Source organism: Paenibacillus sp. FSL K6-3182 (genome assembly GCF_037976325.1).
Classification (GTDB): domain Bacteria; phylum Bacillota; class Bacilli; order Paenibacillales; family Paenibacillaceae; genus Pristimantibacillus.
In genome coordinates, this window is the sequence record NZ_CP150265.1 from 3558759 (window position 1) to 3572482 (window position 13724).

The 13724-nt window shown below is 41.6% G+C and carries 8 protein-coding genes, 1 pseudogene and 1 other annotated feature; of the genes and pseudogenes, 6 read left to right on the plus strand and 3 right to left on the minus strand.

Annotated features, from left to right (window positions below):
• Nucleotides 1-2 precede the first annotated feature (2 nt).
• Entirely contained in the window at nucleotides 3-599 is a 597-nt protein-coding gene (locus MHH56_RS15540; RefSeq protein ID WP_339209605.1) for a nitroreductase family protein, read from the minus strand.
• Nucleotides 585-1065 (minus strand): annotated as a pseudogene (locus tag MHH56_RS15545) (transposase); the annotation flags it as partial. The gene MHH56_RS15540 and the pseudogene MHH56_RS15545, both read right to left, overlap by 15 nt.
• 326 nt (nucleotides 1066-1391) lie before the next feature.
• On the opposite strand from MHH56_RS15545, the gene MHH56_RS15550 reads away from it, so the two are divergent.
• Together MHH56_RS15550 and MHH56_RS15555 are read left to right on the plus strand one after the other, a co-directional pair.
• Nucleotides 1392-1865, plus strand: a complete 474-nt coding sequence (locus MHH56_RS15550) for a DUF2975 domain-containing protein (RefSeq protein WP_076269355.1) — start codon at nucleotides 1392-1394, stop codon at nucleotides 1863-1865.
• Nucleotides 1862-2065: a helix-turn-helix transcriptional regulator gene (locus MHH56_RS15555; protein ID WP_076269356.1), complete on the plus strand. Its 204-nt coding sequence runs from the start codon at nucleotides 1862-1864 to the stop codon at nucleotides 2063-2065. The genes MHH56_RS15550 and MHH56_RS15555 overlap by 4 nt, the downstream gene beginning before the upstream one ends.
• Nucleotides 2066-2744: 679 nt before the next feature.
• Here the strand turns inward: MHH56_RS15555 and MHH56_RS15560 are convergent.
• Nucleotides 2745-3983 (minus strand): sigma-70 family RNA polymerase sigma factor, encoded by a 1239-nt coding sequence (locus MHH56_RS15560; protein WP_339209193.1) that lies wholly within the window; start codon nucleotides 3981-3983, stop codon nucleotides 2745-2747.
• Nucleotides 3984-4502: 519 nt separating this feature from the next.
• On the opposite strand from MHH56_RS15560, the gene MHH56_RS15565 reads away from it, so the two are divergent.
• The 4 genes from MHH56_RS15565 (at nucleotide 4503) to MHH56_RS15580 (ending at nucleotide 13522) form a co-directional block, all read left to right on the plus strand.
• Complete coding sequence (locus MHH56_RS15565; RefSeq protein ID WP_339209195.1) at nucleotides 4503-5357, plus strand: copper amine oxidase N-terminal domain-containing protein; 855 nt, start codon at nucleotides 4503-4505, stop codon at nucleotides 5355-5357.
• A gap of 476 nt (nucleotides 5358-5833) precedes the next feature.
• Nucleotides 5834-6052: a transposase gene (locus MHH56_RS15570; RefSeq protein ID WP_339209196.1), complete on the plus strand. Its 219-nt coding sequence runs from the start codon at nucleotides 5834-5836 to the stop codon at nucleotides 6050-6052.
• A 285-nt stretch (nucleotides 6053-6337) separates the two neighbouring features.
• Nucleotides 6338-10804, plus strand: a complete 4467-nt coding sequence (locus tag MHH56_RS15575; protein WP_339209197.1) for an S-layer homology domain-containing protein — start codon at nucleotides 6338-6340, stop codon at nucleotides 10802-10804.
• A gap of 484 nt (nucleotides 10805-11288) precedes the next feature.
• Nucleotides 11289-11532, plus strand: a binding site (T-box leader).
• Nucleotides 11533-11641: 109 nt separating this feature from the next.
• Entirely contained in the window at nucleotides 11642-13522 is a 1881-nt protein-coding gene (locus MHH56_RS15580; RefSeq protein WP_339209198.1) for an alanine--tRNA ligase, read from the plus strand.
• The last annotated feature ends 202 nt before the right edge of the window (nucleotides 13523-13724 follow it).

The window sequence follows — 13724 nt, forward strand, 5'->3', positions numbered from 1 at the left end:
CTTTAGAGCTTCCTTAAATGAGGTTCATATTTATTCAAAGGCGTATTACATTGTCCATCATTCGGTGCCCAAACAGCGATGTTTAATGTTTCCAATATGTCTTGAGAAGATACATAACGGTCTTCATTAGTTAGATGCGGTTTTGTATCTGTTGTGAATTCTGTCCAGTTCATTTCCGCGGGTGTCCTTTTTCGGGCTTTAGGTGACCTATCAAAGTATCCAATATTTAAAATACCGGCAAACTTCTCCCCTGCCTTCAGGCCAATTTCATTAAAAAATGACGGATTGTTCAGCAATGGGTCCGTGTACCAGAGCATTCCCAAACCGTTTTCCCAACCAACCAATTGAAGGTTTTGCATGATGCTGCAGACGGCGGCATAATTGTTGTCACGCTGTCGATGATTTTCTGAAGATGCCGCAATAAAAACTAGATGAACTGGCGTATTAAGAATGGATTTGGTGAGAAATCCCGTTAATTTTGACGGGATCAATTTACCAAGCCGACTGTCTATTACTTTGGCAAACATGCTCTCTGCCAGTCGCAAACGCGATTCCATGGAGTCATAATAAATGCAACGCCACGTGTCCCGGTTGGCCATGAGAATCCGGAGTTCCTCATAGGCTTCTGGGTTGAACTGGACAGGGGAATAGTAGCCATTTTTGACCCTATCTGCGATGACGAGTACGTCTTTGTGGTCGCTTTTGGAAGGGTTATTGTCGCGGTTTTCCTTGTTCTTTTTGACGAGGTGGGGATTTACGAGAACAGCCTCAATTCCTTTTGATGAAAGCCAGCGAGCCAGGCTGAACCAGTAGTGGCCGGTAGGCTCCATGCCGACGATAACTTTGCTAAGCTTGAATGATTTGAGCAGATCTTGAATTCATAGGCCGAACCGCCCAAACCCTTCATCATGACTGCCGAATTCTAGCGACGAACCCAGAAACACCACGATAGCTGACTGCACGAGCGACATGATTCTCCTGGGCAATATCTACTCCGACAACTAGATGGAATGAGGAAATGTTTTCAATGCGTTGATTTTGTTTATCCTGTGATTTAAACTTCATAGTAGAGCGACCTCCTAATGGTGAGATTAAAGGGCTGTAGACCCGTTTCCAACTCCCATATTACAGAGGCGCTCTTTTTCATGCAAAGTCCAAAATATTCGTTTTACAGGAATTCTAACGGGCAGGATAGTTTAATCATTTTCGCGATTAACTTCAATTAGTGGGTTTATAAATATGTCCGTATCTCGGTTTAAATTTGAAGGAGGAACAAATAAGCCGTAGGGCTTATTTTTTTTAATAACTTGTGGGGTTCAAACGAAGGAAACGATGTATTTTTATTGTAAAACGATAAATAAAGTGATAAAATCAAAAATGAGGTGAAATAGATGAAAAAAGAGACGCTCTTTTTAAAAATTGTTCTGGTTGTTATGGCAATTCCTGCATTAGTGATGTGTTTTTATGGAATCCCAGCGATGGCGCATAGTATGATGCCGGATTTCCCGGATATTAAAGTTTATCTTTCCGCTTTGGCTGCGTATGTGGCGTCTATTGCGTATTTATTTACGCTACTTCAGGCATTAAAGCTTCTCAGGTACATTGATACAAATACTGCTTTTTCACAAACCTCTGTTTTAGCGCTTAAGAAAATAAAGCAAGCGGCGGTTGTCGTATCACTCATGTTTGCATGTAATCTCCCGCTTTTCTACTTTGTAGCTGACGGCGCAGATGCACCAGGCGTCATGGTCATTGGGCTAATTATAACCTGTGCGCCAGTCGTAATCGCAGTATTTGCCGCAGTTCTTGAGAAACTGCTCAAAAACGCGATCGAGCTCAAAGAAGAACAGGAGTTGACCGTATGATAGTGGTTAACATTGACGTCATGCTTGCAAAGCGGAAAATGAGCGTTACTGAGCTATCCGAGAAAGTCGGCATTACAATGGCGAACCTGTCGATACTTAAAAACGGAAAAGCGAAAGCCATTCGAATCTCAACACTCGAAGCGATCTGCAAAGCACTCGCTTGCCAGCCTGGAGATATTCTCGAGTATCGGCAGGATTGAATAAAATAAAAAAACCGCCGTACATTGCGGATGTAAGTAATGATGAAGAGTTCGAAAGCTATATCAATCCTAACGACTACATAGCCTTCGCCTTTGAGGCTAATGGCAATATGACACTATACCATAAGAATAACTCATCAATAATAATGCTTGCTCATAACCATTGTTTAACCGGGTGGCAAGAACATAGTAACATTGCAAGCCGCAATTTATGCGGCTTTTTTATTTTATGTTATCAAGTTCTTGCCAAAATGATATGACATGAACGTGTTAACATTTCTGATAAGTGAAAAGGGGATATGGTTTAGTTTCTTATGAAGTTTATTGTGAGAATGACATACCTGAGTCATAGATTTGGGATAAAAATGAACTTAGCGGTGATAGTAAAGAACACTTAGAGGATAAGATTCATTCATTACTAAAGGGAGCGTTCAAAAAGTAAATTCTTTAGATAGTTGGCAATGATGAAGAATTAATTGAAGTAAAGAAATAAAAGTTCCATTTTGCTAACGGGAGAATTTAGTTGAATACAACAGGGAGCAGATTGCGATCGGGCAGCTGCTCCATTTTTCATTAAGCTAAAGGGCAGGATAGTTTAATGATTGGGGCTATAAGGCTGTACTAGATAGAACAATGTATAGTGTACTGTTGAGCTATGGTCAAATACTAGTATCAAAATTTAACATAGCCTAGATTTTAAATATTGCACCCACATCCCGTGCAGCTCAGCTTCCGATACTTGAAATGCGCCTTGAAAATCAGTGGCATCGCGTATGAATTTGTTGAGCGCATCTGAACTGTATGAATGGATGAGATATTCTACGATCAAGTGCGAGAATCCATATCCCCCTATCTTCTCGAAATCCCAGGTATCATTAGTTAATGCTTGAAAACTAGGGACAGCGTTATTTTGAATCGCTTCGGAGGTGCTATACTGGATATATTCTTGTGACATTTGTTTGGCTTCATGCCCGCCGAGCCCGTGTGTAAGCCATTTCGGTGCCAACGGATTAATATCCTTCACTAACCACATCGTAAACAAGCTTATAGTGTGCCGTAGTACCGATTGATACGTATGTTCAGGGCCTGGGTTGAGTGGGGATACGATTTTAATTTTATTATCTTCATAGGTTCCCATAAACCATATGGGCGCATCCGGCTCGTTTATTGCTTCATGAAAAGTGGGCAGATCCGGATAGATCTCAATAGCGATTTTCTGAGAAGGTCGATGACGATAGGTTGTAATAATTCGATCTACATTGCTTTTCAACTCTTCAAATAAGTCATGGTATACCTTGTTCATACCATCATTCTTGGAGGAAGCCTCGCTTTTATCCACAATTGATATCAATTCTTTAATAGACATGATTGTAATGTCACCCCATTCTTTTAATTCTTTTTTTAGTTTGTTTAAGGCACGATAGAGTCTGTTCTTGACTGCGCTTTCAGGCATCCCGATGATTTTGGATATTTCCAATAAAGTGCAATCGACGAAAAAACGCAATGATATGATTTGCTGATCCAATTCATTCAATTGGGCTAATGCAGCACTAATATCAAGACGGATATCGACATCTCTAGCAATATCGAGGGATATCGATTGGGACTGAAAATCGATTACTTCGTGCACCATTTCTTTATTTCGTGATCTCGTGCGATACTCGTTTTTCACAATATTTTGCGCGATTTTGAATAGCCAAGTAAATATACTGGAGTTACACTTAAACAAGTGAAAGTTTTCCATTGCTTTTAAATAAGCTTGTTGCGTTAAGTCATCGGCAGTTGCCGAATTTGTCTTTACTGCAATATAATTTCGAATTCTATCTCGATATTGATTATAAATGGCTTCGAAATGCTGGATGTGCTCCTGCTCCTCCGGAAGAACAGGGATTTTCATTTTGTCTTGAGCTCGTGACACCAGTAGTACCTCCTCCTGAACTTACAATTCATTAGACACCGAAGGGAGGTGAAAAGCCACATCATTTTAAAATAATTTTACACGACGCCACTCCACTTTTTTTAAACCCCGAAAAAGCAAAGCGTAAAGGCAATTCAGCTATGTGGTATTAAGTGAGGATTACCAACTTTTATAATAGTACTCGTGACTTTGCTCATCTTGATTGGAATCTTTCAATTTATAACCCCCCAACCAATTGAACTAACGGGACACTATAGCTTAACATTCACTATGACGAGGCTGCCGGTATGAATCGGCAGCCTTGTTGAGCTAACGGGCAGTATAGCATAATATTGAACTTTATAAAAAAGGAACTTTTTATTAACGATGTGCGTCTATACTTACATGAATAATGATTTCCAATTATGTCCAATAAGAAGATTTTCCCGAGGATTAATCACCTTTTTGGAGAGGAGTGCTAAAAAAAATGTTAGGGCTAAATAGCTACCACATTTACTTTTGATAAAAGGAGCTTTTAAAATGAAAAAGGTTTTCTCAGGAGTATTCCTTGCATTGATTCTAATCATTACATCGTCGACTACTTATGCAGCAGGCACAAACATCAAAATAAAAGTTGACGGTTTTGTTATTGCATCCGATGTGAAACCCGAAATTAAGAACAATCGTATAATGGTGCCGTTACGTGTTATCAGTGAAAATTTGGGAGCTAAGGTCAATTGGTCAAATTCTGAAATTACACTTACTAAAAGCGAAATAAAAGTAACATTAAAACTAAACAGCAGTACAGCAGTCATAAACGGTAAAACGGTACTGCTTGATGTAAAACCATTTATAAAAAATAATCGCACAATCGTTCCACTTCGCTTTATTTCAGAAGCATTTGGCTGCACAGTCAATCACAAAAACTCCATCGTAACCGTTGATACTGAGCCATTAGTCATAGACGGTATAAAAGTGAAAGCATTGCAGCAGGAATACCATATGACTATGGGGGGCGTAGTACAGCGAATTCATGGGAATGCATATAACGAAACAATTTATAATATTTTTGTAGAAAACATAGGTAAAAGGGTCGAAGCTCCTGCTAGCTACTCTTGGAATCTTAATCTTGACATACCTGGGTCTTATTATAAAGATGGACAATATGATTTTGTAGGCCACAAAGATAACAGCTTAGTTCGTTTTGATGTTTATTCTTTAATTCGTTCTTTTCCATCTGAACTTTTAACAGGATACCCAGAAATCTTGATTCATGACGTATTTAAAGATGAGTGGTATTTGTTTAGCGATACTGCAATACAATCCATTAATCAGCTTATTGATACCGCTACAAAGAATGGTTTTCTGACGATTATAAGTAATACAGTTGTATAAAAGTATTTTTTCTTATTGCACTAACGGGAAACTATAGCACAATAAATAAAGCGGTAGCCGACTCATAATAACCGGCTGCCGCTTTATTAAGCAAGCTTCTTATTTTTCACAGCAGAAGAATGGTGTGTATTACGAGAATAGAAGATGTTGTAGATGTAACTTATTATTTTAAAACTGAATAACGAAACTACTTAGTGTTTGACACCAATGTCGGATGACACAAACATTGTCCGAATCAAGTTCGCATAAACTGCGGGCTTTTTTATTTATCGGCTCAAGTTCTTGTCAATTGACAATGTCAAGAACTTGAGCCGGTTGTCGATTTGTGACAAGAACATTGTCCGAATGCCGATAAGTTAAAATGTAGAGATCAACCAAGAGCACAAGACTTTCGTGGAGTCGAGTAAGGAAAACCAATTACGTTTGAGAACAGTTTAGAATGATTCGAGTGCTTCCTTAGTTGGTTTCCGCAAATCATGTCGGAACACGGGTACGAAGAGGTATTAGTCGGAATGGAGCCAACCGGCTATTATTGGCTGAATCTTGTCCATTACTCGAAGGAACAACATATATCTTGTGGCGTTGTTAACCCACTACATGTGAAGAAGAGCAAGGAGCTGGATGACAACTCACCGACCAAGAATGACGTGAAGGACGCCCAAATTATCGCACAGCTGCAAAAGTCTATTTTATAGAGTTCCGGATTCCATCAAGTAGATTTGATGGGATTTTATTTACTAATATAATGAAAATGTAAACAAATGTATATGAAAGTAAGAACTTATCTATTTTTCTATGGCTAACACGTCTCATACTATTAACTGTGAGGAGGCCTCTTGGTTAAGAATGAGTGCCCGGGAATGCCGAGTACTCAAGTTAGCAGTACGAAAAACCGAATATATCATCTCATACGAGGAAATGAGGATGAGGAAATGCAGTCAAGCCGAAGGAATCAACAAAGATGTTCGTTATTGTTATCGTTGGTCTTATTTTTTTCTATCATATTTTCTGTTCATCCATCGATAACGTACGCAGACGGCACATCAAATGCAGAAGAAATCACGCAACAAGCACCGGATAACTTACTACCGGAAACAGTGCCTGGTTCTGAAGTGGTTTCGGATCCTGAAACTGTCCCAGATGCCAACCTCGAAGAGCCATTCGCTATGCAGCAGCCAGGAATGGATGCAGCACCAATGGCTTTAGCTAGCGTCCGAGAGAACTATGCGTTGAAGAAGGATGTGAAAGTATCCGGCAATGAAGTTCCGGACGGACTTTTTCCTAAATATGCCGTCGATGGAGACTCGTCAACACGCTGGTCTTCCGATAAATACGACGATCAGTGGTTTGAAGTAGATTTAGGCGAAAAGAAGGAGATCGGTCAAGTTATCATTCGTTGGCAGACGCCAGCTACATCCTACCGCGTGCTGACCTCAGTCTATGGTGATAATTGGGAGAACATTACGCTTGAGAATGATGGCATTATTAATTGCCAAGGTGGAACGGAAGTCCTAAATTTCCTTTCACGAGAAGCAAGATACGTCAAGTTTGTAGGGGTTGAGCGGAAACCGGCTGATGGCATTCTGTATGGGTACTCATTCTATGAGTTCGAGGTATACAGGGAAGATCCACTAGAGAAAATCATCAAAGGGATTCACGGCATTGAACCGATCAGTCAAGGACAGACCGAGTTCCCATTCCCGGCTGTACCAGAAGGTTATCAAATCTCCATCTACGGATCGGATGCGCTGCCTGTCATTGACAAGGAAGGCGTCATTCACCCCCCATTGGTGGATAAAAAGGTTCATGTGATGCTGCAAGTACAAAGCATGGAGGACCCAACGCAGAAAGCGATAACGCCGTCTTTCGAAGTTACGGTCACAGGATTAAATCAACAGATCGAAGGGCTGAATGAGGAACCGAAAGTAATTCCGTCCCTGCAAGAATGGATTGGGAGAACAGATCAATATACATTATCGTCTGCAGCGAAGATTGTCTATAATGACCCGTCGTTAGCCAAATCAGCAGCTATCGTCCAAGAAGATATGAAAGCGATTACGGGACGGGAATTGACTGTTACCCAAGGGACACCATCCATCGGAGATCTGTACTTGTCCTTAAATCCGACGGATAAGGTCTTAGGTCAAGAAGGTTACATACTCGATATCGGTGATTATGTAGCCATTATGGCGCCGACGGTAAAGGGTGTCTTCAGCGGAACGCGTTCCGTGCTGCAAATTCTGAAGCAGGATGAAGGTCATGACCAGATTCCGAAGGGGCAGTCCCGCGACTATCCGAAATACGAGACACGCGGATTTATGATCGACGTGGCTCGCAAATTCTATACGATTGATTTCTTGCGGGATTACGTGAAGATGATGGCTTGGTATAAGATGACGGATTTGCAAATCCATTTGAATGATGATATAGGTAATCGCGGTACGTTTCGGTTAGAAAGCGAGAGGTATCCGAATTTATCAAGTATAGATGGCTTTTATACGAAAGAAGAGTTCCGCGATTTGCAGCGGTTAGGTCAAGATTATGGTATTAATATTATACCTGAAATCGATACGCCGGGGCATTCGCGTGTTTTTACGACATTAGATCCTTCTCTGGGGACTGATTCGCATCTCGACGTCTCAAAACCCGAGACCGTCGAATTTGTCAAGAATTTGTGGAGTGAATATCTTGATGGCTGGAAAGGCGGAGACCCTACATTTCTCGGTCCTGATGTTCAAATTGGAACCGATGAATACAAAGGAAACACGGAAGATTTCAGAAAATATATGGATACCATGATCAAATTCATCAATAGTAAAGGGAAACATCCTTTGTTGTGGGGCGGATTGCAAGAGTACGCCGGTAAGACACCGATCAGCAATGAAGCGACCATGGCGATCTGGCATTTACCGTATGGAGGACCGCAGCAAGCAATCGATCTTGGTTATAACATCATTAACATCAATAATAGCTATTTATATCTCGTACCCCGACTTTATGCCGATTATTTAAATACGTCACTCTTATATCAGGAATGGGAGCCTGTAAAATGGTACGGTGCGACGCTGCCTTTCGGCCATCCGCAATTAAAAGGCGGCATGTTCGCACTTTGGAACGATATTTCGTATGAAGCGGGGCTATCGATGGATGATACCCATGTCCGCTTGCTCCCTGCCATGCAGGTCCTTTCCGAGAAAATGTGGCACGGCGCGAGAAGCGATGTAGACTACGACACCTTTGTGAAGACGGCCGCGAAGATGGGCGATGCGCCGAATACCCACCTTTCCTATGATGTGAAAGTCAAAAATACGGAAGGAAGCGTCCTTGATTATTCGTTCGAAAACAATTTCATCGACGCATCCGGTAACGGATACAATGCAAGAAGCAATAACGTCGATTTTGTCAAAGGAAAATATGGGCAAGGCGCCCACTTCAACGGCGGTACTAGTTATTTGAATACACCGCTCAACAGCTTAAACTTTGGTTGGACCGTCTCTATGTGGATTAACCCGGATGCGGACAATCCGGACGATACCGTATTAATGGAATCGCCTGCGGGAACGGTAAAATTAAAGCAACACGGCACCAAGGGTAAATTAGGATTCTCTAAAGAAGGATATGATAGCGCATTCAATTACAAAGTGCCGGCTGGCCAATGGACTCATCTTCTCATCACGGGGGACAGCAATGGCGTCTCGCTCTATGTGAACGGGAATGAATACGTCGAGAAGCTGGCGCAGCCAGTGCAGCGCATTCAGACGCTTGTCCTGCCTGTCGCGAAAATCGGCGGCACAACCAACGCGTTTAAAGGAACAATCGATAACCTACAAGTCTATAATCGCTTCATTCCGCTGCTCGATGTGAACAACTATGCGCTGCATCAAGGAACCGATGCCTCGGGATTAGAGGCGGCATGGGTACCTTCAAGCCAAGCCGTCGATGGAAATATGATCACGCGCTGGGCGAGTACGTACAAAGACGATTCGTGGTTCACCGTTGACTTGGACAAAACGCAAAATATTAGCAAGGTCGTCATCGGATGGGAGACGGCCGCGAAACGGTTCAAGATTCTCTATTCCACTGATAACGTAACATGGAAAAACGTGATGGCAGATGATCGAATTCTTACGGCCAGCGATAAACGAGAGACGAGTACGGTGGAATTCGCTCCGAAGAAGGCCAGATACGTGAAATTCCAAGGAATTGAGCGAATGCCGGTCTATGGCGAATACTACGGATATTCCATCTATGAGTTCGAAGTGTACGGCGATGATCTAATGGAACCCTACAAAGAATTAATTGATGCTGCCGAGAAATTGATTAATTTGAACAAAGGGAACGAGGAGCTTCGCAAACAATTGATGTTCCTGTTGGATCGATACCCGTATCATTTCGAGACAGTAGTGGATACGCTGCGCGATCTGAACGCGAGGTTGAAGGATTCTATCGATAAACCGGAACCGAAACCTCCAATCGACACTGATAATCCTAGACCTGGCGTGAAGGAAGGCGAAGCGACGATCAAAGCCGGCGAAGCGGGAACGGTCAGCTTAGGCAAGCAGATCACCGTCTCTGTTCCGGTAGGCGCAGCGAAAGAAACGATGATGCTGCATCTGAAGAAAATCGACAAATCCGCTGACTTGCTGACGCAGCAGCCGAATGCAATAAGTCCGGTGTTCGAATTGTCAAAGGATGTGAAGGGCGGCTTCGATAAGCCGATTCAGATCAGCTTGACGTTTGATGTGAGTAAGCTTGGCAAAGATCAACAAGCATCTGTGTTCCAATATGATAAAGCAACAGCGCGTTGGGTGGAACTCAAAGGCACGGTAACGGGCAGTACGATTCAAGCGGATACGCATAATGTCGGTATATTCGCCGTCTTTGCCGTCAATCGTAAGTCGACCGAGCCGAAGCCGGCCTTCAAAGACATCGCAGGCCACTGGGCTGCCAATGATATTCAAGCAGCCGTGCAGCGAGGAATGACGAACGGATATCCGGACGGAACATTCAGACCGGATCAGTCCGTGACACGCGCGGAATTCACGGTATGGCTCGCGAAGGCGATGCAGCTAAGCGGCGAAAGCCGTACGAAGGCGTTCGTAGATCAAGCCTCGATCCCGATATGGGCGAGTGAGGCCGTGGCGCAAGCTGTAGAGCTCGGACTCATTCAAGGCTATGCAGATCAACGGTTCATGCCGAATCAGCCGATCAGTCGCGCAGAGATGGTGACGATGGTCGCGAGAGCATTGAAGCTGTCTAACGACGCAAGCGCAAGAACGAGCTTCGCAGATGACAAGCAAATCCCGGCATGGGCGATCGGAGCCATTGATGCAGCTGTGCAGCAAGGCTGGATTCAAGGGCGTGGCAGCAATCAATTTGCGCCGAATGCATCGACAACACGCGCCGAATCGATCACTGTCTTATTGAAAGCATTCCCAAAGGCATGAATAAAGAAGACGCTCATCATCACCAAGAGATGTTGAGCGTCTTTCTCATTCATTAAAGCGGGCGAAGCGCGACTTATGGCGTCTCCTTCAAATGCTCGATCATATCAAGCCAAGTGTATTATTTCCCAAAAATTATACTTCATATTAAACTCTATATGTCGGACGACAAGAACATATATACAACTGAAGTCTCCTAAACAGCGGCTTTTTTATTTTTTGTATAGAAGTTCTTGTCGTGAGCTCAAGTCAAGAACTTCTATACAAAGCCGTATTGGACAAGAACCCCCGTAATCCCCAGCAATACACGCTTTATTAAACGTGGAATTGAGGTTGAGGAGAATTATAATTTGGCTAAAGTCAGAGGATGCGAAGCAACCGAATTGCCAAAGCTGATGGTAGAATCGACAGACTTATACCTTATAAAAAATAGTGGAATTAATTGACAGAGCAAGTTGAGTGTGATAGCATTGCTTTAACTTAAAACGAAAAGGCTATGATGAGAAATAGTAGCTATTAGGGATCTCACAGAGAGAAGATGGTTGGTGCGAATCTTCATTGATCTAATAGTGAAGCAGTCTCGGAGCTGTGAACCGAACAGAGGAATCTTAGTAGGCTTCAACGGAGTTCCACCGTTATTCAGGAAACAATATCGGAGATATCCCGTATTGATAGAGTGCAGAGAAATCTGAAATTAGGTGGTAACACGGACATAATAGTTCGCCCTAAGTTGACAAGAAATATGTCAGCTTAGGGCTTTTTTGTTTTATTTCTTCTCGTTCGAATATTTGCAAAATAATTTTCTGAGAATAATTAATAATTGAAATGGAGGTATTGATCATGGTGAAAATGACACCAGATGAGTTAAGAAAATCATATATTGATTTTATGAAAGGAATAGGGGCTAGCCAAGTGCCCTCTTCTAGCTTGTTACCAGAAAATGATCCCTCAACGTTGTTTACAGGAAGTGGAATGCAACCTATGGTTCCTTATTTATTGGGGGAAAAGCATCCGATAGGTAATGAGATTGCTAATATTCAGAAGTGTTTAAGGACAGTGGATATTGATGAAGTAGGAGATACGTCGCATCTGACATTTTTTGAAATGATAGGTCGATGGGAGTTTAAAGCAAATGAAAATAACTATAAGAAAAAGCAAATCGATGCCATTTGGAATTGGCATATTATCGAATTAGGAATTGATCCTGGCAGGCTGTATATCAGTGCTTTTATAGGAAGTGATGATTTGAATATACAGAAAGATACGGAAGCCATTCAAATCTGGTCAGAAAAATTTAAATCAGTTGGTATAGAACCTATCATTGAAGATGATCCCTATCAATATGGGGCATCTAGAGGTGGAAAAATATTCTTATACGATGAAAAAGAAAATTGGTGGAGTCGATCCGGAAGTCCATTGGATATGCCTGTTGGTGAACCGGGTGGGCCTGATAGTGAAATGTTCTATGATCTTGAACCAGGCGGTGATTCACTGGATCATCCTGCTTCTGTAAGCGAGAGGTTTTTAGAAATTGGGAACAACGTATTTATGTGTTACAAAAAAGAAGACACAGGATTTGTAAAAATGAAAAATCCAAATATTGATTATGGAGGCGGATTAGAAAGGGTTGCAACAGCCCTTAATGGTGACAAGGATATTTATAATACGGCTTTCTTCCTTAATCCCAAGAAAAAATTGATGGAGTTAAGTGGTAAACAATATACTGACGATTTAAAGTCGTTTAGAATCATACTTGATCATGTGAGAGCGGCTACTTTTCTAATTAATGATGGTGCGGAGCCAGCTAATAGTGATGCAGGGTATATAACAAGAAGGTTATTAAGAAGGGCGATTCGTGCAGGTAAAAAAATAGGTATACAAGGAAGTTTTGTGGGTGAGTTGTCTGAAGTTTATATAGATGAAGCAACATCTTATGAAGATTTGATCGGTAATAAAAAGAAAGTTATCGAAATAGTAAATAAGGAAGAAAATCTTTTCTATAGAACTTTACAGCAAGGAGAATTTGAAATACAAAAACATCTTAAAAATAAGGGTAAAGTTACAGGTGCAGATGCCTTTTATTTTTACGAAACATATGGGTTTCCCTTGGAGTTGACGGAAGAGTTTCTAACTGAAAGTGGATATAGCATGGAGGACAAGGCGTCTTATATAGAGGCGGCAAAGAAACATGCTGAAAAGAGCAGAACTGCTTCTGCGGGTAAATTTAAAGGTGGATTAGCTGAACATTCAACAGAAACAACAGCGCTGCACACGGTATCTCATTTATTACTTGCTGGTTTAAGGGAAGTTTTAGGTGATCATGTTCATCAACAAGGAAGTAATATTACTTCAGAACGATTACGGTTTGACTTCAACCATGATGAAAAACTTACGCCAGAGCAAATAGCTGAGGTGGAAAAGTATGTGAATGATGCGATTTCATCAAAAGCAGTTACCTATATTTCAGAGCTGCCTAAAATTGAAGCGAAAGAAAGTAATGTTGAAGGGAATTTTTGGGATAAATATCCGGATATCGTTAAGGTGTATACAATCAAAGATAATGAAGGGAAAGTTTGGAGTAGAGAAGTATGTGGAGGACCTCATGTAGATGATACAACAAACTTAGGAAAGTTCAGTATTAAAAAAGAACAATCTTCTGCTGCTGGAGTTAGAAGGATTAAAGGAGTAATTAATAAAAATTTCCAGAACGCGGAACAATAGCTGATGTTTTAGGATTGCCATTTGTAACAACGTTATGAGTTGCCGGGAATCCATGATGAATGATAATTTCGGCAATCGAAGAGGGTTTGACATCGCTTGGCCTTTCCGTTGGCGGTACCGGAGCACAGTATTCAAAGAAAAAGCAATTCAGATTAAATCCGAATTGCTTTTTTACTGCAAGAAAGGGAAACTTATAAAAAAA

Excerpts from the sequence above, each read along its gene's own strand:
- MHH56_RS15540 (WP_339209605.1), bottom strand. The coding sequence starts at position 599 with ATGGCCAACCGGGACACGTGGCGTTGCATTTATTATGACTCCATGGAA.
- MHH56_RS15550 (WP_076269355.1), top strand. The coding sequence starts at position 1,392 with ATGAAAAAAGAGACGCTCTTTTTAAAAATTGTTCTGGTTGTTATGGCA.
- MHH56_RS15555 (WP_076269356.1), top strand. The coding sequence starts at position 1,862 with ATGATAGTGGTTAACATTGACGTCATGCTTGCAAAGCGGAAAATGAGC.
- MHH56_RS15565 (WP_339209195.1), top strand. The coding sequence starts at position 4,503 with ATGAAAAAGGTTTTCTCAGGAGTATTCCTTGCATTGATTCTAATCATT.
- MHH56_RS15570 (WP_339209196.1), top strand. The coding sequence starts at position 5,834 with ATGTCGGAACACGGGTACGAAGAGGTATTAGTCGGAATGGAGCCAACC.
- MHH56_RS15580 (WP_339209198.1), top strand. The coding sequence starts at position 11,642 with ATGGTGAAAATGACACCAGATGAGTTAAGAAAATCATATATTGATTTT.